Below are 24,108 nucleotides of genomic sequence, written 5' to 3' on the forward strand. Positions count from 1 at the left end.
AATTAATATGCTTTTTCTTCGCCTTTTAGAGCGTTGAGAAATGTTTGGATGATGATTTTTAAGTCGAGTAACAACGACCAGTTTTCGATGTAGAATATATCGTATTTTACTCGATTGGTAATATCCTTATCCGTTTCAATTTCCCCTCTAAAGCCACTTATTTGTGCTAAACCTGTAATACCTGGTTTTACTCTATGTCTAAAAATAAAATTATACTTATCCACTTTTTTTGAATATTCATCCGTATAAGATAACATATGGGGTCTAGGTCCTACCACACTCATTTCTCCTTTGAAAACATTTATAAATTGCGGCAATTCATCTATACTAGTTTTTCTTAAAAACTTTCCTATTTTGGTAACTCTACTATCTTCTTGTTTAACATAGGTTCCTTTGATTTCTTTAGTGACATTTAAAGATCTGTACTTGTAACAGTAAAATTCAGTATAATTAATTCCATGTCTTTTATGTTTATAAAATAATGGCCCTCTCGACTCTAATTTAATTAAAATAAATAAAATTAACGATAACCACGGGAGAATAAAAACTATCACAAATAATGAAAACAAAACATCAAAACCTCTTTTAATCAATCTGTTAATTTCAAAATCTAATACATTTTTTTGGATAGATAATACCGGGAGATATGTATAAAAATCTATTCTAAACCTTTTATTTGTAAGTTTTAACACATCTGGTACAAATTTAATATTACAATGACTTTTGTTAGCATATTTAATATAATCATTTACCTGTTTTTCCGTTAATTCATCTATAGCACAATAAATCTCGTCAATTTCTTTATTACTTTCTAAATATTCGAAACTATTTTGAATTGTTCCATCACATTCTTTATTTGCTGAATTAGAAAAAACCGCTAATAAATTATATCCCAATTCCTTTTTGTTTAAAAATATTTTTTTTAATTCTTCAGTATTGTTCCCACTTCCAACAATAACAACATTTCTTAAATTCCCTCTAAATCTATAACGAAATATTTTTAAAAGATAATAGCTTAAAATCTTTACAAATCCAACGGCTACGATAGAATAAAACAAATAATTTAATATGTGAATATTATCTGTACTAATACTTTTAAAAGCTCCGATAAATGCAAATAAGAATAAGGCATATACTAAAAACTGCTTTATTAGTAGTAAAAAAACATTAAAAGATGATGTATATCTAAACACTCTATAAAACTGAGTAAAACTAGCAGATATTATCCAAGTAGTAATAGAATAAAATACCTCTATAGTAAAAGATAAATTTTGTTCATTATGCTTCAAAAAATAATATGCTAAAAAATTTATGGCAATAACGTCATATAGAATCAACATCGGCCTTAATAACCATGAATATCTGCCTCGTTTAAATTCCATGAGTTAATGTAAGTTATCTACTAATAAAGCTTTTGAAATCTTTGTGTTCATGTTTATAAAGCTCTTCTTTGGATAATTTTTTAAAATAATCATATGTTATTTTCATGCCTTTTTCTCGGCTCACTTTGGGTTCCCAATTTAGTATTTTTTTGGCTAAACTGATGTCTGGTTGGCGCTGTAATGGGTCGTCGGTTGGTAGTGGTTTATAGATTATTTTTTGCTGTGTCCCTGTTAGCTTAATAATCTCTTCGGCAAAATCTTTTATGGAGATTTCGTGTGGATTCCCAATATTAACGGGATAGGCATAATCACTAAACAGCAAACGGTAAATCCCCTCTACTTGGTCATCCACATAACAGAAGGACCGTGTTTGGGAACCATCGCCAAAGATGGTGAGGTCTTCGCCCCTAAGGGCTTGCCCCATAAATGCAGGAATGACACGTCCGTCATTCAATCGCATTCTGGGTCCGTAGGTATTGAATATACGCACAATGCGTGTTTCCAAGCCATGAAACCGATGGTATGCCATGGTAATGGATTCCTGAAATCGCTTAGCTTCATCGTAAACGCCTCTAGGGCCAATGGTATTAACATTACCATAATAATCCTCGGATTGTGGATGTACTAGTGGGTCTCCATAGACTTCAGAGGTGGAGGCTATGAGTATCCTGGCTTTTTTGGCTTTTGCCAGACCTAATAAATTATGGGTTCCTAAGGATCCTACTTTAAGAGTTTGGATGGGTATTTTTAAGTAATCTATGGGACTTGCGGGTGACGCAAAGTGAAGGATATAGTCTAAGTCTCCTTCTATACTCACAAATTCTGTAACATCGTGTTCAATAAACTCAAAATTGGGATGCCCGGATAAATGGGCTAAATTTTTTGAGTCCCCGGTAATGAAGTTGTCCATACCAATAACATGATAGCCTTCATCAATAAAGCGATCACATAAATGCGATCCTAAAAACCCCGCCGCGCCTGTTATTAAAACTCGTTTCAATGTTGTTTTTTAATTATCCAACTAACAAATTTAAAGGAATAAGTTTAATATTATCGCTTCTTTTTGAAATTCTTCACTTCACTACATTACTGGGTCAATCCCAAAAGTCGTATTTCGACTGACAGAATGACTTGATACTTAACAAAAACCAAGGCATATATGGGAGATACCCGCCCATATATATGGGCGATATCAGGAACCGTATATGGGCAATAGTAGGAAGCGTATAGGGTAAGTTTATATTTTGTACAGGTCCCACGTTAAATTTTGAATGCCATTAGGAACCACTACCAATTTTATAACAAACAAATCCTATTTTTTCAAGTGTTTTGGTGTCTAGAATACCACGACCGTCGAATACGAAAGCGGGTTTGTTCATATGGTCGTAAATTTTTTGCCAATCGTAAGTTTTAAACTCGTCCCATTCGGTTAGCACGGCTATGGCGTGGGAGTTATTAGCGGCCGCATAAGGGTCTTTTTGGACTTTTAGCAGTTTTCTGTTGTCTTCGAGTGCACGTGTGTTTAGGTGTTCTAAATCGGCATAGATGCGTTCTTGGGAGACCTTGGGGTCGTACACTTCAATATTGGCTTGTTCGTTCAACAGACTATCGGCAACGTGTATGGCAGCAGACTCCCGGGTATCGTTGGTGTCTTTCTTGAAAGCCCAGCCCAGAAAGGTAATTTTTTTGCCTGATACGGTATTGTATAGGGTGCTGACGATGTTGTCTGAAAAGCGTTGTTTTTGGTGGTCGTTCATGATGATGACTTGCTCCCAGTAGTCGGCCACTTCTTCGAGTCCGTAGCTTTTGGCTATGTACACGAGGTTAAGGATGTCTTTTTGAAAACAAGACCCACCAAAGCCTACAGAGGCTTTAAGGAATTTTGAACCGATACGGCTGTCCATACCTATGGCTTTGGACACTTCATTAACATCGGCACCTGTTTTTTCACAGATCTCGGACATGGCATTGATGGAGGACACGCGTTGTGCGAGAAATGCGTTGGCGGTGAGCTTGGATAGCTCTGAAGACCAAACATTGGTAGTTAGGATGCGTTCTTTGGGTACCCAGTTGGCGTAAATGTCTACGAGTGCCTGGATGGCTTTTTGTCCGGCTTCATCGGTATCGCCACCAATGAGTACGCGGTCGGGTGCCAGTAGGTCTTGTACGGCAGTCCCTTCGGCTAAAAACTCTGGATTGGATAGTATTTGGAATTGTACGCCGTTGCCCGTGTTATCTAAAATGTTTTTTATAGCCTCGGCAGTTCTAACGGGTAGGGTGGACTTTTCTACAATTATTTTGTTTTGTTTGGCAACTTTGGCGATTTGTCGGGCGCAAAGTTCGATATATTTTAAATCGGCTGCCATGCCTTTTCCTTTTCCGTAGGTTTTGGTGGGGGTGTTTACGGAGATAAAAATCATATCGGCTTCATCGATGGCTTTTTCTACATCTATTGAGAAGTGGAGGTTTTTGCCTCTGGTTTCTTTTACAATATCTGCAAGACCGGGTTCGAATACGGGTAAGTTATCTAGATCTTCATCGTTCCAGGCATCAATACGGGCTTTGTTTATATCTACGACGGTTACTTGTATATGCGGACTTTTTTGGGCTATGATGGCCATGGTGGGACCGCCCACGTAGCCTGCTCCTATGCAGCAGATTTTTTTTATCTTCATTCGTTATTTTTACTTATTATATTTTTACCCTTTTCTTTAACATCATCTACTCTTCTCTTAAATCTAATTTTTCTCCTAATATTTGCAAAACTATAATCAAAACGGTAAAAAAAATACCCTAATAAAATAACGGTAATAACAAGTACAGTAACTAACCAAAAATTATAGGATGCGCTTCCTAAAAAAATAAAAAGATAGACAAAAACTAAATTGAATGCTCCAATAATATAACTTGCTTTTTTATGTGATATTTTAAAATAATCAACAAGTATATGATGTGAGTGATTTCTATCTGGTGAAAATGGGCTTCGTTTATTTACTAATCTAATTGTAAAAACCCTTGCTGTATCAAATAAGGGAACGATTAAAATACTAATGGCTATTAAGGGAACATTTTCAATTAAAAAAGGAAGACTATCGTATTTTTCCGGTGATAAAGCTAAAAATTTAAGGGTAAGGATACTGATAACAAACCCAACTATGAGAGACCCAGTGTCTCCCATAAAAATTTTTTCACTTGTTGTGGATAAATTGTACTTTAAAAATGCAATTAAGCATCCATTTAAAGTTAAACTTAATAAAACGAAAAAATATTCTTTCGTCATATAAAATATCGTAGTATAAATTATAAGTATGATAATTCCAACCATGCCGGCCAACCCATCAATACCATCAATTAGATTATAGGCATTAATAATAGTTACCATTATAAAAGCACTTATAATATAATATAGATAAACAGGTATGTCATAAATTCCTAAAAACCCATTTAAAGAATGAATAGTAAAGCTTTCATTACTTATAACAAATGTTATAGCCATGATTTGAGCAATCAATTTTGTATAAGGGGAAAGAACAACTAAATCATCTTTTAATCCAACAATAAAAAGAATTGTTAACCCAGGTATTAAATAAATAGCTTCACCATATTCACTCCAATTTCTTAAAAAAAATAAAGCTAAGACTAAAACATAAAAAAAAGCAACCCCCCCCAATGTTGGTGTTTTGCGTTTGTGAGAGCTTCTAGTATTAGGATTATCCATTAAGTTTTTATATTCTACTAATCCTATAATTTTAGGTATAGTAAAATACGTAATCAGGTAAGCACCTGCAAAGAATAGTATTGGGAAATAAAATGCCATTAAGGTTATTTATAGTCAAAAATAAGAAACATCCTCTAAGTTTAAACAAAAATAAAGGATTAAAAACTTTGTTAATATTCATCTGTTATAAAATGAAACATTTCATAAGCTAGTTTTTTCCTGCTAAAGTCTTGTTTCATTCTTAAAAAGTCATTCCTATCAAAAGCTTTTTTCCTAATAATACTAAGTTTTTCAATAAAATCCACTTTATCCTCTGGTTTAAAAGCGACACCAACATTATAAACTTTTATTAATTTTTCTGCTTCTCCTTCTACCCCTAACAAAACAGGTTTCTCCATAGCACATAATTCAAAAATTTTAGAAGGCAGTACATGTTTAAATGTTTCTGATCTTTTTAAATTAACTAATGCTATGTCAATAATGGATATGTAATTTGAAACCTCTTCTTTTTTGACTGAAGGTAACATGGTTACATTATCTAACTTTAAAGTTTCTTTTTGTTTTAACAGATCATCCCTCTTTGCCCCATCTCCTATGAATAGAAAATGAATTTTTTTATCTGTAATTTGTTTTGCGCATCTTAAAATAAAATCTAAACCATGGGCCATTCCATGAGTACCAATGTATCCAATGATTAATTTATCTTCTAAGTTTATCTTTTTTAGTAAACTGACATCTTTGCTTTTAGGATTGAATAAATCGATATTTACACCATTCTTTATTACCTTAATTTTTGTCTGCTTTATATGATGTTTTTTGACTAAAATCTCTTTAAAAGCATCTGTAACAACAACAATTTTATCCGCACTCTTGTACATCCTTTTTTCTAAAACTTCAAAAAATCGAATTATTAAACTTTTATTCATGACTCCTACGGCACTAATTGATTCCGGCCATAAATCTCTTACTTCCATAATCCATTTTTTGCGTTTCCAAAAAGACAACCATCTTCCTGAAATTACAGTGAAAAACTGGGGGGATGTTGCTATAATTAAATCTGTTTTAATAAATAGGCCTGCTAAAAAAGAACTAATCATAAAACTGACATAATCTAAAATTCTTTTAACAAACCCCTTATTAGCGCTTATATATGTCCAAACCCTTATTACTTTTATTCCATCTACGATTTCTTTTTGATATAATTTATTTCTATAGCCCTCAAACACTTTTCCTTTTGGAAAATTTGGAGCACATGTTATCACTGTTACATCTGCACCTAACTTGACCCACTCTTTACAATGTTCATAGGTTCTTGTTGCAGGGGCATTTACTTCTGGCGGGAAATTATCAGTTAAAAATAGTAGTCTCATAAACAAATTTCCGTTTTTAGTTTTTTGACAAAATTAACTTGTACTTTCTTTGACTTACAGGTTTTATTGAACCCTTCTGAATAATTATAACTTAAGACTTCAATGCTTGTAATTTCCCCTTCAAACCTAATTAAAATATCCTTGTTCTTTAACCTAATGGCTTGCTCTCCTTCTTTTTCTATATCAATATTTGGATGGAGGTGAAAAAATGCACTTGTTTTGTACTTAGTCTTCCCTGAAAGCTCATCTTCTATAACAATCTTATGTTCTTCGGTATTAAACTTTCTAGTATGTAAAATATTCGTTTTTTTATAGCCATCATGTGTCCCCAGTATTTTATTTTTATCTTCCTTTAAATGAATTATTTTGGCTCTTTCTGCTACGCGAAAACCACCCCAGATTTCTGACTGTTCAAAAGTGCCTACTTTAACTGTATTATGTGAGGCCGTAGAACGTTCCAATTGTCTTAATTCATTTTTTTCATAGGTAGATGTTCCCGTATCTACAATTACAGGTTCCTGATTCACATACAATTCAAAATTAAATGTATCTGAATGTACATGAGCGGGTAAATAAGAAGCACCGACGTTACCAACGTCTACAAATAACTCATAATTCCCTTTTTCTACTTTTCGATACCCAGAATCCTTAAGTTTTCCTTTTTTCCAAGATAACTTTAAAAATGTGGCGTATTGAAACAATGCTTCTGATTTAGGTGCAATATCAAAAGTACTATCATTCACCATAGGAATATCTCCGTTCTTAAATGTGACTGTTTGTAACCAGGAAAGCATTTGCTCTGCTTTACTTTTTAGAAATAAAAGCAATTGATCATCTACATCATACAGATTATTGTCTTTTACTAAATTAATGCAATCCAGAACACGGTGAAGCATGGTTTGATGATACATAGGAGATAACTCTATATGAGCCCCATCAGCTAATACTTGTTCTTCAAGTTCTTCTTTTAAAATTTTTCTTGCTGCCCTATAAAACTCATTATCTTGAAAATAATAGGCTCCAAATAGAAGTGCAAAACCATTTTCTAAATAATGATTTCCTAAAAACTGTAGCTCTAAATTATCTAAAAGTCTTTGGTAATGGTTATATAGTTTTTGATTTATCTCTTGATTATCAATCTTATGCTTTGACAAAAATTTTATCCAATTCATTCCTCGAAGTGAAATAGTATAGGATTCTTTCCCTTCTTTTAGTATCCTATCATTAGCTATAAAATCATTAATTAATTGTATTCCCTGTTCAGGGGCTAATGCTTCCTGATTTAAAAAATCAAAATAATTTAGATTAAATGTCCAAAGCTTTCCATATTCCAAATAATTCCAATCAATGTTTTTATTAAAACAATGCTTAAGATTTAAAAAATCAAAACAGTTTTCAAAGTGATAACTTTTTGCATTAAACAAAAAATCATTCCAAATTATTGGTTTCAATTCTTTGTTTAGTTCTTGGGTATATTCTTTTTTTGTAAGCTTCCCTCTAATAAAATAATATATTCGAAAATAAACTTGTTTAGCTTTAAGGTGTTTTAAAGTGTTTATTAGAAGTTTTAGTCTATATCTATCCATTTGCCTTGTGTAAGTGACTCTATAGCTGCAAAAGAAGCTTTTGTAGTGTTAACAATACTTTCAAAAGGGATGATTGGACTACCACCTTTATTTTGTTGTGTAATCAATTCATTAAACTGATTATAATGTCCTTTATCTTGTTTTGAAGATGCATTGCCTCCTTTAAATCCGTAGGTTTTTAATTTACGCCAATTGTCCATTATCAAGGTACGTTCCTGCGAATAGATTTCAACTCGTTCTTTTGAATACGCTTTGCTTCCATTTGCAAAATAATTGATTACGGCATTGGATCCATTCTCATATTTTAAAAGAATGCTGGCATTATCTGTATTTTCTTTGGGGTTTATCCCCATGGCACTCATGCATACAGCAGATACTTTGCTTCCTGTAAAGTATGTGCATAAGTCTATATAATGGCACGCCTCTCCAATAATTCTTCCGCCTCCTACTTCCATATCATGCACCCAAACATCAGCTGGTATAAATCCTGCATTCATAGTAGCTACTATATTGATTGGGGTATTGTCATTGCCTAAAAGTTTTTTCATGTTCTTTGCTAATGGGGCAAAGCGTCTATTAAAACCTACAGAGATATTAACATTCTGATTATTGTACACTTCTATTATTGATTCTAGCTCCGCTTTTGTTAATGCTAGCGGTTTTTCTACAAAAACACTCTTACCTGCCTCTAAGCTTTCTAAAACCATTGGCGCATGCATATTGTGTTTTGTGGTAATAAATACTAAATCTACCTCATTATCGGCTAATATTTCTTTATAATCTGATGTTGAATTAGCAATATTATAGCGCTTAGCCATTGTAGTGGACGAAAGGCCTCCTGAACTTGCTATGTATTTTAAGTTGGCATTTAGTTTTTTAAGGTTGGGCAATATGGTAGAACTGGTAAAGTTCCCGGCACCAATAATCCCTATAACTCCCTTTTTCCCTTCAAACGATTTTTGAGATATTTCGACTGTTGATTCCGGCGATGCTGTATTATCATATTCTAGAATAGAAGCAATGGATTTTGAGTTTTTCATATCTCCATAAACCTTCTGGTATTCTGACAAAGGCACTCTTTCTGTAATAAGAGGTTTAACATCTAGTGTGCCACGTGAGATTGCATTTAATATGGCTTCAAAATTTCTTTTTTCGGTCCATCTTACATATCCTATAGGATAATCGTTTCCCTTCTGCTCATATGCTTCATCATATCTACCCGGACCATAGGAGCATGACACTTGGAACGATATTTCTTTTTCATAAAAATCGGCCCTACGTATGTCTAGTCCAATTACACCCACAAGAACAATACGTCCTCGTTTCCTACACATATTGGCTGATTGCGAAATTATTTCGTTACTTTTATTAGACGCTGTGATAATCACCCCATCTACTCCAATACCATTGGTATAATTTTCAACAAACTTTACTTGATCTGTACCTTCTCTTAGATTAACAGCAATAATACCCTTCTTCTTAGCAATTTTTATTTTTTCCGGGTCAAAATCAAAACCGATGACATTACAACCATTAGCCAATAACAGTTCTGCAGTAACCAATCCTATTAAACCTAATCCCACTACAACAATGGTTTCTCCAAATGTCGGTTTTAATAATCTTATACCCTGCAATCCTATTGAGCCTATAACTGTAAAAGCAGCTTCTTCATAAGTTACATTATCGGGTATTTTGGCCACCAGATTTTTTGGCATGTTTACATATTCGGCATGGTGTCCATTGGATGCTACACGATCTCCTACTTTAAATTCTGTTACTCCTTTACCTACTTCAACTACCTCTCCTACATTACAATAGCCTAATGGTAAAGGTTGGTTTAGTTTATTAAAAACAGCACCCATTGTTGGCTTTAATCCATCTGTTTTTACTTTGTCTAATACCATTTTAACCTTGTCCGGCTGTTGTCTTGCTTTTTGGATGAAATTGGCTTTTCCAAATTCTACTAACATGCGTTCGGTTCCTAATGAAACTAGCGTATTAGCTGTTTTGATTAGAACATGACCAGATTTTACTATAGGTACCGGTACTTCTTCTAATATGGTTTCTCCGTTTTTAAGGTCTTGTATGATTTGTTTCATTTAAAAAATCTTCTTTAATATTTCTAAACTTAAGTGTGCTAATATAAAATAGTACTATTAATATAAAGCTTGTTAAAAAATTTCCTGCTAAAAAGGATAACAACAAAACTATTAAAACAAAATATGTTTGGTATACATTGCTTCCAATAAAATATTTTTTTATAAACAATCCATACACAAGTGGTCCTAAAACACCAAAAAACATATATAAATCTATCAATCCAAATTCCACTCGGTATGTATTAAAATCTATCCCTCCAAAAATATATTTACTGAAACTCCAATTGGCAGAGATATAATTAATAAAATCAGCTAGCAATTCTATTCTATATGAAGTCAACAAACAAAAGATACCACAATCAGAATAGATTTCAGTTCCATGATAGAGATTTTGTGTTAAAAAATAAATTATACTATTATTAAAAATTAAAGCAAAAAGTAAAGTGATAATAATGAAACATGTTAAAATGAATTTATTTTTTATTTTTTTTAATAAATGAAAAGACGTTAATGCAATTAAATATAACCAGACAATCTTTGTTCCAATCAAAAACGAAGTGCCTATCAAGAAAAGTAATAAAAATAGGTTTCTCCTGTTCAAACAGAAGTCGTAATATAAAACCAATGTTAAAATAATATAAAAATAGCTTACTTCTGAAGTTTGTGCCAATATACCGTTAGCACCAAATCTCTCAGAAAACGGATAAGACATAAATAGTTCAATATTGGTAAACACTCCCATTATCATAAAAATTGAATTAACAACTCCTATGATTAAAAAAATATTAAAAACACTGTTTATATTTTCTTTATCAAACGCACTAAAAAACCATACTACAATAAAAAGGGATGAGTACTCAACAAAATAATAAAGTGAATCGTAAAATAATACTTTATTCATCTTAGGTGAAAGGACAATCTCTATATTTCCAATCAAGAAGGTAACCGCTAAGATGATTAAGAGTTTAACAATAAATGGTTCCTTAATTTTGTTTTTAATTATAAAAAACAACATATAAAACAAAAAAGCAAGCTTAGAAACACCTCCAAACCTGCCGAAAGAATTTATTGAATAAGTAGTTATTAATTTAGTAACAAAATCAGATAAAAATATTAATATTAAGAACAATTCATTTTTATATGTTTTTACTTTACCTAAGACGCTCATTTCTAAATTATGGTCTAAAGTAATTTATTAATACTGCCTTGTATTTACCTTTAAAAACAAATAAACTACCCGCTGCAACCCCTATCACTTTATACTTTTCAACAAGTGTTTTCAAATCTTCAACAGTACCGGCTCCTCCCAAAACAGTAATAGGAACATTAATTGCATTTCTTATAATATCAATTAATTTTAAATCATACCCCTTCATCATACCGTCATTATCAATAGAATTTATCACTATCTCCCCTACACCCAATTTTTCAAATTGGAGGGCCAGTTCTTCTGGACTCTTCCCTGTTGACTTAGTACCATTATGGGTATATACCTGATATTTTCCAAAAAGCCCTTTCTTTTTAACATCCAATACAACAATAACACTTTGTACACCAACCGCCTTACCTATATCTTTTATCAAACTGGGATTTTCTATAACTGCAGAGCTAAGGGCTACTTTTTCGGCACCTAAGTGAATTATCTGCTTAGCTTGCTCTACCGTTTTAACGCCTCCACCGTAACAAAGTGGCATTCTGGATTCATTTGCCAAATTTTTAATCATCTCAAAATCAGGCGCTCTATTTTCTTTTGTAGCATCGATATCCAGAACAATCAATTCATCGACTTCCTTTTCATTAAAAATCTTAACAGCATTTATTGGATCTCCTACATACTTGCTGTCTTTGAATTGAACTGTTTTAACCAGTCCTTTGTTTCTTACCAATAAGCAAGGTATTATTCGTGATCTTAGCATAATTAAAGATTGGAAAAATTTTTGAACAATTGAACCCCGTTATGATGACTCTTTTCTGGATGAAACTGCATACCATAAACATTATCATGATTTACGGCCGACGAAAACTCTATACCATAATTAGTTGAAGCTAATCTATCTTCAGTAGATTGACAGGAAAAATAATAGGTATGCAAAAAGTAAAAACCGTGTTTAACATCTATGTTTTCAAAAATTCTATGCTCTTTCGTTGGTTTGATAGAATTCCATCCTAAATGAGGTAAATATGGTTTTTCTTTTATTCTTGAACTATCAAATTTTTTCACTTCGCCATTAATATACCCCAAACCCTCTAGTTTACCTTCTTCACTCTTTTTGGCCAATATTTGCATGCCTACACAAATACCCATTACGGGTATTTTTTCTTGCAAAACCAATTTATCCAGTTCTTCTTTGAAGCCTGATTCGATCAGTTGCTTCATGGTTTCATCAAAAGCCCCAACACCAGGCAATATAAGTTTGGTGGCACCATGCAATTCCTTGGGCGAATTCGCTACAAAACAATCTATATTTAACTGTTTGTATATGTTTAATATGGCTTGAATATTACCTGAACCGTAATTTACTATTTTAATCATCGTTTTCCTCCTCTTTCCAACCCTGCCATTCTCATAACCTTTGCTCCTATGTTGTATATATTTTCCTGAGATTTATAATCTTTATATGTTTTATTAGGGGCATCCATATAACCTTGCAGCTCTTCTATGGATATTCCTAATTTATTAGCTACAAACTCAAAATCCTGATGAATGGTTTCTGGATCATACGCAGGCTTTTTTAATTCTTCTAAGGCTTCTTCCCTGGTCATTTGCCCTGTTAATATTAAACTGGAAAATTGTACTTTTCTGGTATCATAACCAAACTTTTGGGGCAACCAATAAGCCTCATAGAATCTTGTAAAACGAGATTCAAAATGTTTTTGGGGATATTTTTGATAGCCAAACTTATCCTCTAAAAGCTGCATAGCTTCTTTTTTATTGTAAGGTATAAAATCAAGAGGTCTTATTAATTTTATTTTCTTTAGATAGGGCAAATATACTTTATGCCATAAAATGTTTGTGACCGGATAATCTTTTAATTTACCTGTACCGTGCTTTTTATAAATATCTCTCAATTGAATGGAATCTGATTGGTAATACATCCATTCCAAAGGGTTTCTAACGCATTCTGTTGAATAATTTCCTCCAGTAAGAATATATTTTATTTTATGCTTTGAAGCGAACTTGTACATCGTTGCAAAAAAGGCATGGTCTTGAGGCGTATCTATATGTGGAACACCAGACTTAAAATAAGCTAATTGCAAATCTTTAATTTCTTCCCAATTGATAACCTCTGTATATAAATCTAAACCTAACCCATCAACTAGCTTCTCAATATTATTTACTGCAATTTGAGAATTCCATCCCGCATCAACATGGAAGACTAAAGGTCGAAGGCCATACTCTTCTTTCATTTTATACAACAAGTAAGAGCTATCAATACCACCACTCATACCCATTAAACAGTCAAAGTCATGTTTTTTCCCTTTCTTTTTTATTTTAGTAACAATTTCTTTAAGTGCTTTATCCCCTCGTTCATCGGTATGCCAATTTGGTTGAATATCTCTATAATATGTATTACAATGATCACAAACTCCTTTCTCGTCAAATACGATTTTTGAATCGGTGGTATCCATAACACAATTTGTACAAATCCGGGGGTTTTTATCTCTCATTTCTATTTCTTTATCGTTCTAAAATTTATTTATCTAGCTGAAACAAATTAATACCATTTATATACAAAGGTAATTTTTCCATTCTAAATTAGTAATATCTTCTGAATTATAATCGTTATAAAACAACATAAAAATGTAAACTTCCCTTAAAATTACCCTTAAAAACATTGCTAATCCTACTTAAAATTGATAATACAATTACTAATTCCTTAACTTTTTGAAAACAGAAATAAAAGAATAGATTTTCTTCCCAAAAACCATTTATAACATACATGTCAAAAAACTTTTATAAAAAAATCGTTTTTTATCCTTTCAGTAGATTTAACATAATTTAATTAGTTAAGGTTAACCTTCTCTATTACTCTTTGGTACATAGCAAAGGTATTATTCCAATCCGGCATTGTGCCTAAAATTCTCGTTCCCTTATCTATCATATTATTTTTTACAGATTGACTCAAGAAAACACTTTCTATAGCAGTTAAAATTGAATTTGAGCTACTAGGATCAAAATATAAGGCACAGTCGTTACAGACACTAGTGGCAAAATCTATATTACTAGTCAGTACAGGTAATTTGTGATACATCGCCTCAACATAAGTCCCTGAAAAAGACTCTAAAAGTGTAGGCATTAATAGGCCATCACTTTGCTTGTACAACGCTGGCACATGTTTCATTTCTATGGCGCCTTTATTTATAATAATATGTTCTAATCCCTTTTCTTTAATTTTTTTTAAAAACAAAGAAACTTTCTTATGCTGTTCTTTTTCTATAGTGGTAATAATTTTATAATCCAAACCTCTTGCTTTTATCTCTTCTGCCAATGGAATTAAAATTTCTAAATTCTTATGAGGGTAATAATAGGTCAAATAAAGCAACTTTATGCCCTCTGGTAATTGAAAATCTTTTTGCTCTCCTCCATTCAAATTCTCCATAGAAACCGCATTTGGTACAACTTCGACATTTTTAACCGCATACAATTGTATTAACCTTTTCTTCATAGCACTTGTTTGTGCTATTATGATGGAAACATGCTTTAAATTTTTCTTAAAAAAATAAAGTTTGACCTTTCTGATTAAATAACTCTTTAAATCCATCATTTTCCAAACTGGACTCTCTGGATAAACAGCATAAGGCCAATCAAACAAAAACACTTGGGGAATATTGCTAGCAATTGGTATATCGGCAAGATTAAAAATAGTATCGATACTAAGTTTTTTTATCAAATGTGGTAAAGTATATCTATAAACCCAAGGAAACATTACTGCTCTCTTATAAAAATGGGGGATATCTATAATTGTAATTAATTCATTGGAATAATTTAAATATTCATCCTTTTTAGGTGCTAAAACATAGTACCTATCTTTTATGGGAGTATTGCTTAGCACTTTTAAGTAGTTGTTAAAAATACTTTTACCTCCACCTGCTTTTGCACTAATTCCGTTTACTAAAATATTTGCCATTTTATTTATTCTCTATTGCCTTTATAAAACCTTCTGCCATTTTTTCAATTGTGCAATAATTACTATAATACTCATACGCATTTTTACCCAACTCTCTGGCATAATTGACATTTAAACATAATTTCAAAATATTGCCATACAACGATTCACTATTGTCATCACAAAATAAACCATTATGTTCATGAACTATGTTTGTTTTCTCCCCTCCACTAATAGCATTTTTCTTTGTGACAAAAGGCACTCCATAACCCAAACTTTGCAATACAGCCAAACCTGCTTGTCCAAAAGAAACAGCTACAATAGCCTTATTATAATAATCCAAAAGTTCCGAAGTATCTTCTATATTTCCGGTAAAAACAACTCTGTTTTTTATTTTTAAATCATTGACTAATTGATTTAAATTATCCTTTTCTGGCCCATTACCAATTATTATTAACTTTATTTCGTTAGGTATTTTTTTTGTTAAATCTGCAAAAGTTTTAATCAAAACATCATTCTGCTTCCTCATATTTAAGCTTCCCACAAACAAAATACTGTCTTTAACTTTACTTTCGTAACATTTAATACGTTTACCAACGTCAAAAGTATTATTAGCTACAAAAAGGTTCTTTTCTGGAATACCTGAACTAACAAACATGTCTTTTGCTTCTTTTGTATAAAAAATATTGGCATCTGCCTTTTTAGTTAGATAAAGTCTGGCTTTATTAGCTATTTTGTTACTTGTAAACCAAGCTCCCCACCAAATATATTTGCTTTTTTTATTATGTAAGTACAATGCCAAAATATTATTTACCCAACTTAAATCAAACATAGCTATAATAATATTGTAATTACCAGATTTTGTTTCCTTAAGTACACTTGACTGAATATTTAAAAACCCAATTTTCTTTTTACTAACAATTAGTTCCTTATATAAATCTTTTTTTTGTACACTCGAATTTCCCGAATGTAAAACAGTAATATTATAATATTTAGACAATTCATTATATAAAGCTTTTCTATAATGTAATAGTGTATTTTGAAGTATTAAAATATTTTTCTTTTTCATTAAAAACTAATCCTTAAAAATTCTTTTTTTATACAAAAACAAAATCATTATTATCAGTGTTAAGATATAACCAACCAACCAAGAAAAAGCTAAAGAATTTGCGTCTTTCCATAACATAATTAAAAAGTAAGCACATATTAGCAAAATTGATTGCCTAACTATCTTAAAATATAAAACAAAATTTGTTTTCGATTTAGATATACACACTTGTTCTAATACATTAATAATAGTCATTGGAATTGTGGCAAAAACTAAAGTAATTAAAACCCTTTCTCCTCCTTCAAAACTTTCTCCATACATATTAAAGATTATTCCGGATCCAATAGAAAAAACAACAGCTAACAAAAATGTTACAGAAACATTAAAGATTAGATTAAATTTTAAAATTTGATTATAATTTTTTTTGTCATTTTCTTGATTTGATAAAAATGAAAGTAACACATTGGAAATTGCCCCTGGTAAAAAAAGAATCATTTGAGCCCAGTGGTTTGCAGAATTAAATACGCCTACTTCTCCGTAATTTGTTTTAATCAATAAAATATATAGCATAAACCAGTTAGAAAAAGCATAGACTCCTTCACTTATTGCTAATGGGTAACTGAATTTTAAAATCTTTTTTATATAACCAAAAGAAGCATTATAATTTACCCCACTCCCCAAAGCATTTACTTCCTTTTTTATTAACCTTTTGTTTAATCCCCAATTTAAAACTAACCCCAAAGTAAGCCCAATAAGAGTTCCATTAAGTTCCCATAAATACGTTGTAGTCAATAAAACAGGAAAGCTAACTAGACCTACTATCACATTGATTTTTGCCATTTTTTTATATGCTTCCAAACCACCAAGAACCCCTATTTGATATACATTCATTGCATTAAAAAAGAGATACAATCCAGATATTCTTAACGGCACAACCAAATTGCTTGACTCGAGGATCTCACTAGATATAAAAGGAGCAAATATCACAATTAGTATGCCCAGAGAAAAACCAGTAGTGAAAGTTATTTTATTTGCAGCAGAAATAACTATTCCAACTTCTGAAAAATTACTTCTTTTAACCTGTGCTATATATTTTGTAACCGTTAAACCAAGGCCAAAAGTAGCCATTAAACTAAAAACAGACAATGTCGTTTTAATAACCGCTAACTCTCCAAAACTTACATTTCCTAAAAATCTTGCTATAAAAACTGATGCCACAAGAGACAACCCCTTAACAACAACATTTCCAAAAACTGCCCAGAAAGCTCCAGATATAAACCTTTTTATAACAATGTTATCTGAAGATAATTTTAATACTGTTTTCCTAATTAAATTATTCATTCAATATACTTAACTATCTTTAATTCCCCGTTCCTATCCAAAAATGTTATTTTGGATTCTAAAAAAAAAGCATTAAATATATAGTTACTACTATTTATATTAAGCAATGTAGATTTTTTGCTTTTTAAATCAACTATTTTCAAACTACCATCATAGCTAGAAGTTAGTATTTTTCCCTTTGGCATTTCTGAAACTGAAGACACAATATTATCGTGAATTTTTATCTTTTGGATAAAAGACGGATTTACCAAACTGTAGACAAAAATATTTCCATCTATATCTCCAATGATAACTTTATTTAATTCCTCCAATATTTTTACAGAACTTAATCCTTTACTTTCTACTTTATTAAAAGCAATCTGTTTATGGTTAAAAATATCCCATACCCTTAACATGTTATCATTTCCTATTGAAACGGCATATTTACCTCCTTTAGTTATATCCATCCCTCGTACTATACCTTCATGAGAGCCTATCTTAATAGAACTAAAGTTCTTGTGATCTAAATTTGAAAGTAAAATATTCCCGTCAACCCCAGCACTTAGTAAAAAAGGAGTGTTTGGAACAAACTTAACTATATTAACATCTTTTTCATGAACCTTTTTTGAAGTGAATAATTGTCTCTTGTCAATATCCCATACATCAATATCTCCTGAGTATGAGCCAACAGCCAAATATTTTTCTTTTGTATTAAAATCCATTGCTTTAATTCCTTTGTTTTCTCTGGAAAACACTAAAGTTCTTTTTTTAGTATGTACTAAATTCTTAACATAGATGGTCTTGTTATTATAACTTAGCCTAGCAAAATAATGCTTTTTACTATAAGCAAAAGTTCTTGCGGCAAAATCCTCTTTATATTCCCTTATCATTTCAACATTTTGTGAGAGCATCACCCAGCAAGTAAATAACAATAAACAAAAAATTAACTCCCGTTTTCTCATAAAAGTTTTTTGTCATTTATACAGTAAGTAGCATAGAAAAAATTCAATAATATAATTCCATGCTGTCGCACCAAAATCGACTCAAACATCATACCGACCATTAGCGATATAACCATTGATAATATAGCAATGTTTCGTGTTGTTTTGTATTTAACAATTAACATGGATAACATACTTATCAATATTAAAAAAAGAATCACTCCCCCTGTTACAAAACTCTCTAAATACTGATTATGTACATTAAAGGACTTATCTATTCCGAGATCAAAACCATTTATATAAAATTGCCTGTCCAATGCAAATCTAACGTCTCCTAAACCAACTCCATAGAAAAACGAATTATCTATAATATCAACAGCTGCTGCCCATAACTCCATTCTTATTCTAATAGAATCAGCAATGTTACGATTTAAAAAAGAATGATCTGGGTTAATCAGATTTTCTAAAAACCCAAATTTAAATGCCATGTAACCCAAAGCTGTGGTCACCAACATATAAGTAATTGTAAAAAATATTTTATTTTTCACTTTACCCGAAATAAAATAATAAAACATAAATAAGCACAGTAATACTAAGGAAATAATACCTGCTCGACTCTTCAAAAATATAATTGAAAAAATTACTATCCCATAAAAGCCTAATTGGATAATAGCCTTTTTTGTTTTACTTGCAATAGCCATTTCCCTAAACATGTTAATACTAATACCTAGACACAAAACCAAGTACATCGAAAAGTAACTAGGGTGTAAATCAATAATTTCAGAAAAATAAAAAGACCCTTTGGAAAGTGGTAATTGATTCTCAGGATGTATAATCCCTCCTATAGTATAGCAACACAACAAAGCTGCAATATTACCTAAAACAAAAGATATTTCGACATTTTTAATAATTTTTTTGGACATCTTTTGCCTAAGCAAAATAAAAATTAAGGGGAATACTATAAACGACAGATATTTTTCAAAATTCTTAAAAGAACTCCAAATATCTTTAGAATAAAAAACAGAAATTATTAATAGTAAAAAATAAGCTACCGGTAACCATAATGGCATATTATCAATCTTAACTTTTGTTTTGTTTTTAAAAAACCCTATAAAAGTTACTATTAATAAGGTTATTATTGAAATAGAATTTATGTTACAAAAAAAACCAAATGGAATTGTAAATGCAACAATCGAAAATATAACTAAAATCAGTTTATCTATGTTCATGCGATAGACTAAATACAATTCTTAGAAAAAACTTTATAAATATAAAAGAGATTAGAGCTATCAGCACAAATACAACAAACATATCTAGACCAGATCCCCTAAATAAAACCAAAGTAGTTTGATAAAAATATAATAAAGGAATAAAGTTTATAATTTCACCTTCTACAACGAACCTTCTTATTGTCAAATAAATAGAATTAAATAACAAAAAAATTAGTCCGCCAGCTATAATTCCTAAAAAATGAAAATTCCAAAACATTTCTGATTGAATACTAACAGGCCAAGACCCACCCTTCTCTCTGTAACTTTCTGAAACACTTACGGTATAGTGATGTATAATGCTATATGGCTTAAACGGCAACCAGCTTCTTGGGAAAAAAATAAAAAAAGGTTTAATAAGTGTTTCTCCATAAGTCAATCTTCCTGGCTCCTTCAGTATGGTCTCTATTGCATTGTTCGAATGAAAATAGGTATAAGATATTTCAAGATTATTCATAAATCCGGGAATGAAACCATCAGACAGCACATAGTCAATCACATACGTATTGGCATCCCAAAACCCTTTTGGCTTAAATCCACCATAACCTCTGTAAATAGACATAGCTAAAATTAACTGTAAAATAAGAACAATTGAAGCAACTATTATAATAAATCTCTTAAAACTCATCTTAACTTTAAAAGACCTTGATTCCAAAAGAATTATGGGTAACAATAAAAATATAGCATCTCTTTTGCTTTCGGAAGAAGTGACAGAAAAAACTCCAATAATACACAAATAAAAAAACAATCGTTTACTTAGTTTATTTTCTTTTGAAAAGCAAACTATTAAAATTAAAGCTCCTAAAGTTTTTGGAATAATAGAAAATGTTCCATCGCCTCCCAAAAAAGATAGTCTTAATTCAAAAAAAGAAAACACTATAATTATTGTAGCTCCAATAAATATTAACATCTTATTTGAGTAATTTTTTAAGTTAGAAATTAGTTTAACCCTAAAGGGGCTTTTAATTTCTTTCGACAAAAAGAAACTCACAGTAATAAAAAAATTAATTAAGTTAAAGTAACCTAATACTAGAGAATAATTCTCCCACTTAGAATAAGGATTAAGCAAAAAATCGTAAACTAAACCCTTGCCAAAAACAAAACTTCCAATTAAAAAATTTATGTTTATGTAAGAAACAGCTATGAAAGATGGCGATAGTAGAAAGGAATTTCTATTTTCTCCTTTCAAAGAAAATAAAATATTGAAAATTAGAATTTGTGCTATTGCATAATTATATAAAGAATAAGATAATGCAATATTATGATTAAAAAAGAATGGAATTAAGCTTAATGCAAAATAAAGTAATAAAAAAAACACAGTATTTAGTCTTAATTTTGTCATCTGTTTTAATAGTACTTAAATAACCAGAAAGGTTTTTAATCAAACTGTACATCATCAATTGTTAAATACTTTATCTCTTTCTTTTCTTTATTGTTAAACTCTATTTTTATTTTTTTAAATACCGTAGGTTTTAAATTATATGATCTTAAAGCTACAAAATAATTATTGCCGTTGGACATTGGAACACTATGATCTCCTATAGATGTATACTTTCTATTTAAATCTTTTTCTGTTTCAAGTAAGTTCACCTGGCCGTCTATTGGATAAAAATAATAGCCCATTCCAAAATTAGAAATTCGGTCAAAATCTAAACCTTTATTCATTTTTACTACAATGGTATAATCATTATTGCTAATATTAAATACTTTTACCTGTTTTACATATAAGTCTTCATCAATTAAAAACTTACCCTCAAATAATAATTGCCCTGAGTCATAAAATTTATCTGAATAAATAAAATTTTCTGGCTCAATAGATATGTTTTCATGATGCTCTTCTGACTTGAAAAAGGAGTTTAATTTACCTGCAAGGTTTTCTGAAATCATTGTAGCACCTTTATAATTTAAATGTTTTTCATCAGCATAATAAGATTCATCTATTCCCAAATCATAAAATTTCTGATTATAGTCAATATACATAATTCCTTGATTCTCACATAGACGTTTTGTATTAACATATGCCTGCATATAATATTCTTCATTAAATTTATACAATATAACAGGTGAACGTACTACAACTAATCTAACATGATTCTCTCTACATAAAGAAACAAGTTTTTCAAAATAAACCTCATTTTCTTCACCAAAAGCATGCTTTTTAGGTAATCTTTTAACAACATCCGCCAACTCTTTAGGGTTAACTACATTCTTAGTGAGTTTATACCCTAAAAACCTGTCTTTATCATTTCTAACAGATATACCCCTTTCAATAAATTTTGAATCATCCCACTTATTATGATTTCTGATCAGCGGAAAAAGTGCATTAATTTTATTTTTAAAATCTGAAAATTGATAATTAACCGATATAAGCTTATTCATAGAGAGCTGTTGGGTATCTAGATTTTCAAATTTAAATCCAAGTCTATCCTCTTCAGATTTATCGGGAATATCTAAAGAGTAAGCTTCTAAAATTAATAATTTAGGAGATTGGTGTTCTAAAACCTCAACAAAATTATAATAGTTCTGCTTAATATTTTGTAGTGCAGTTCCCATGTTATATGAGTTGGCATGTAATTTCCCATTAAAAATCAACGGGTTAAAACTACTGTAGCTTAAAGAACTTCCCATAAACACAATATCTAGAGAATTTTTAGGGAGTTCATAAAAATTACGCCAGGTTTGATGTCCTCTTCTTGGCTCTAAAACATATTTTCCTAAAAAACTAGTACATAGTACAACAAGAACAATAAGAACAATAAATTTTAATAAAAATTTAAGCATAGTGTTTAAAATTGAAAATAAATAAATTGTGAGCTGTCATAATCTCCATAGACACCAAATACTAGCAAAACCAAAACAGCAGTTACATACACGCTCCACCTAAATATAAAACCTTGTCGGTTTAAAAACCTAAGCATATTTAAGCGATTATGAAATACCTCTATTACTAACATGAGCATTATAAAAAACAGGTTTTTTTTCAGTTCAAAAATATTAATTATTGGATTATCGAAATTCCATTTATAGTGCTCAAAATTCACTATTTCTTTAATAATGTGTAATGCATCTACTAAAGAATTTGATCTAAAAAAGACCCAAGAAAAACAAACTATTGAAAATGTTATGATTAAAAATAGCACCTTATTGCCAAAATTAGGCTTATTAAACCCAATTTTTGAATAAACTTTCTTCCTAAAAGTGGTTGAAAACTTTTCAGCAATAATAACAATTCCGTGAACCCCTCCCCATATCACAAAAGTCCATGCTGCACCATGCCATATACCACTTACTAAAAAAACGATAAAGAGATTTAAATAGATCCTTGAATTTCCATGCCTACTCCCCCCTAATGGAATATAAACATAGTCTCTAAACCATGTAGATAATGATATATGCCATCTTCTCCAAAACTCTGTTAAAGATTTTGAAAAATAAGGAGTTTTAAAATTTTTCATTAAATCAAAACCCATAGTTCTTGCAATCCCAATAGCTATATCTGAGTATCCGGAAAAATCACAATAAATTTGAAACGCAAATAATATCGTGGCTATCAAATAAGCAGAACTATCATAACCATTAACATTATTATAAACATCATTAACAATTAAAGCTACCCTATCAGCCACTACCATTTTTTTAAAAAGTCCCCAATAAATTAAAAGCATCCCACTTTTAATGTTATTATATTCAAAATTATGTTTTTTAGAAAATTGAGGTAATAAATGAGAAGCTCTTTCAATTGGCCCAGCAACCAATTGTGGAAAAAACGATACAAAAGTAAAAAACTCAATAATGTTAGTAGTAGGCTTTATTTTATTCCTATAAACATCAATGGTATAACTAAGAGTTTGAAATGTATAAAAACTAATACCTACTGGCAATATAATATTTAATGTAGTCCAATCTAATTCTTTTCCAAATAAATGAAATGCATCAACAAATGATGTGATGAAAAAATTAAAATACTTAAAAAAACCTAACAAACCAAGGTTAGTTAATAGGCTAACATAAAGAAGATATTTCCTTTTTGTTTGGCTAGTTGTTGAATATATAGCTTTTCCAATTATATAATCTACAACAGAACTAAACAATATTAACCCTAAAAATCGCCAATCCCACCAACCATAAAATATATAGCTAACAACCAGTAAAAAACAGTTTCTTAATTTAATGTTAGAGGAAAAAACCCAATAAAAAATAAAAACTATTGGAAAAAAAACAGCAAAATCAAGAGAATTAAAAAGCATAACAAAATTTAAATTTTATAC

19 protein-coding genes are annotated in these 24,108 nt (G+C 30.7%); all 19 read right to left on the reverse strand.

Annotated features, from left to right (window positions below):
• Positions 1–2: 2 nt before the first annotated feature.
• The 19 genes from AC5SR4_RS05830 to AC5SR4_RS05920 all read right to left on the reverse strand — a co-directional run bounded on the left by AC5SR4_RS05830 (position 3) and on the right by AC5SR4_RS05920 (position 24,087).
• Positions 3–1,382 carry an exopolysaccharide biosynthesis polyprenyl glycosylphosphotransferase gene (locus AC5SR4_RS05830; RefSeq protein ID WP_495358594.1) on the reverse strand — a complete coding sequence of 460 codons (1,380 nt, stop codon included), beginning with the start codon at positions 1,380–1,382 and terminating at the stop codon, positions 3–5.
• A gap of 13 nt (positions 1,383–1,395) precedes the next feature.
• Positions 1,396–2,382 (reverse strand): UDP-glucuronic acid decarboxylase family protein, encoded by a 987-nt coding sequence (locus AC5SR4_RS05835; RefSeq protein ID WP_495358595.1) that lies wholly within the window; start codon positions 2,380–2,382, stop codon positions 1,396–1,398.
• Positions 2,383–2,659: 277 nt separating this feature from the next.
• Positions 2,660–4,057 carry a UDP-glucose 6-dehydrogenase gene (locus AC5SR4_RS05840; protein WP_495358596.1) on the reverse strand — a complete coding sequence of 466 codons (1,398 nt, stop codon included), beginning with the start codon at positions 4,055–4,057 and terminating at the stop codon, positions 2,660–2,662.
• Complete coding sequence (locus tag AC5SR4_RS05845; RefSeq protein WP_495358598.1) at positions 4,054–5,199, reverse strand: MraY family glycosyltransferase; 1,146 nt, start codon at positions 5,197–5,199, stop codon at positions 4,054–4,056. The genes AC5SR4_RS05840 and AC5SR4_RS05845 overlap by 4 nt, the downstream gene beginning before the upstream one ends.
• 71 nt (positions 5,200–5,270) lie before the next feature.
• The gene (locus AC5SR4_RS05850) at positions 5,271–6,470 is read right to left on the reverse strand and encodes a glycosyltransferase family 4 protein (RefSeq protein ID WP_495358599.1); all 1,200 of its coding nucleotides are present in this window, start codon (positions 6,468–6,470) and stop codon (positions 5,271–5,273) included.
• Complete coding sequence (locus AC5SR4_RS05855; RefSeq protein ID WP_495358600.1) at positions 6,467–8,056, reverse strand: heparinase II/III domain-containing protein; 1,590 nt, start codon at positions 8,054–8,056, stop codon at positions 6,467–6,469. The genes AC5SR4_RS05850 and AC5SR4_RS05855 overlap by 4 nt, the downstream gene beginning before the upstream one ends.
• Positions 8,038–10,155: a bi-domain-containing oxidoreductase gene (locus AC5SR4_RS05860; protein WP_495358601.1), complete on the reverse strand. Its 2,118-nt coding sequence runs from the start codon at positions 10,153–10,155 to the stop codon at positions 8,038–8,040. Before AC5SR4_RS05860 ends, AC5SR4_RS05855 begins: the two co-directional genes overlap by 19 nt.
• Positions 10,130–11,323 carry a hypothetical protein gene (locus AC5SR4_RS05865; RefSeq protein WP_495358602.1) on the reverse strand — a complete coding sequence of 398 codons (1,194 nt, stop codon included), beginning with the start codon at positions 11,321–11,323 and terminating at the stop codon, positions 10,130–10,132. The genes AC5SR4_RS05860 and AC5SR4_RS05865 overlap by 26 nt, the downstream gene beginning before the upstream one ends.
• A 7-nt stretch (positions 11,324–11,330) precedes the next feature.
• On the reverse strand, positions 11,331–12,071 hold the full coding sequence (locus AC5SR4_RS05870) for an AglZ/HisF2 family acetamidino modification protein (RefSeq protein WP_495358603.1): 741 nt from the start codon (positions 12,069–12,071) through the stop codon (positions 11,331–11,333).
• 2 nt (positions 12,072–12,073) lie between these two features.
• Positions 12,074–12,688: an imidazole glycerol phosphate synthase subunit HisH gene (gene hisH / locus AC5SR4_RS05875; RefSeq protein WP_495358604.1), complete on the reverse strand. Its 615-nt coding sequence runs from the start codon at positions 12,686–12,688 to the stop codon at positions 12,074–12,076.
• A complete protein-coding gene (locus AC5SR4_RS05880) occupies positions 12,685–13,824 on the reverse strand; it encodes an N-acetyl sugar amidotransferase (protein WP_495358605.1) in 1,140 nt (379 codons plus the stop codon). The genes hisH and AC5SR4_RS05880 overlap by 4 nt, the downstream gene beginning before the upstream one ends.
• 335 nt (positions 13,825–14,159) lie before the next feature.
• Complete coding sequence (locus AC5SR4_RS05885) at positions 14,160–15,284, reverse strand: glycosyltransferase (protein ID WP_495358606.1); 1,125 nt, start codon at positions 15,282–15,284, stop codon at positions 14,160–14,162.
• A 1-nt stretch (position 15,285) separates the two neighbouring features.
• Positions 15,286–16,332 (reverse strand): glycosyltransferase family 4 protein, encoded by a 1,047-nt coding sequence (locus AC5SR4_RS05890; protein ID WP_495358607.1) that lies wholly within the window; start codon positions 16,330–16,332, stop codon positions 15,286–15,288.
• Positions 16,333–16,338: 6 nt separating this feature from the next.
• Complete coding sequence (locus AC5SR4_RS05895) at positions 16,339–17,652, reverse strand: oligosaccharide flippase family protein (RefSeq protein WP_495358608.1); 1,314 nt, start codon at positions 17,650–17,652, stop codon at positions 16,339–16,341.
• The gene (locus AC5SR4_RS05900; RefSeq protein WP_495358609.1) at positions 17,649–18,521 is read right to left on the reverse strand and encodes a WD40 repeat domain-containing protein; all 873 of its coding nucleotides are present in this window, start codon (positions 18,519–18,521) and stop codon (positions 17,649–17,651) included. Before AC5SR4_RS05900 ends, AC5SR4_RS05895 begins: the two co-directional genes overlap by 4 nt.
• A 68-nt stretch (positions 18,522–18,589) precedes the next feature.
• Positions 18,590–19,801: an O-antigen ligase family protein gene (locus AC5SR4_RS05905; RefSeq protein WP_495358610.1), complete on the reverse strand. Its 1,212-nt coding sequence runs from the start codon at positions 19,799–19,801 to the stop codon at positions 18,590–18,592.
• The gene (locus tag AC5SR4_RS05910; protein ID WP_495358611.1) at positions 19,788–21,182 is read right to left on the reverse strand and encodes a hypothetical protein; all 1,395 of its coding nucleotides are present in this window, start codon (positions 21,180–21,182) and stop codon (positions 19,788–19,790) included. The genes AC5SR4_RS05905 and AC5SR4_RS05910 overlap by 14 nt, the downstream gene beginning before the upstream one ends.
• 35 nt (positions 21,183–21,217) lie before the next feature.
• Positions 21,218–22,621 carry an LB_356 family protein gene (locus tag AC5SR4_RS05915; RefSeq protein ID WP_495358612.1) on the reverse strand — a complete coding sequence of 468 codons (1,404 nt, stop codon included), beginning with the start codon at positions 22,619–22,621 and terminating at the stop codon, positions 21,218–21,220.
• A 5-nt stretch (positions 22,622–22,626) separates the two neighbouring features.
• Positions 22,627–24,087, reverse strand: coding sequence for an MBOAT family O-acyltransferase (locus tag AC5SR4_RS05920; protein ID WP_495358613.1), 1,461 nt, complete (start codon positions 24,085–24,087; stop codon positions 22,627–22,629).
• Positions 24,088–24,108 lie beyond the last annotated feature (21 nt).

This window comes from Aestuariibaculum scopimerae (assembly GCF_059428085.1).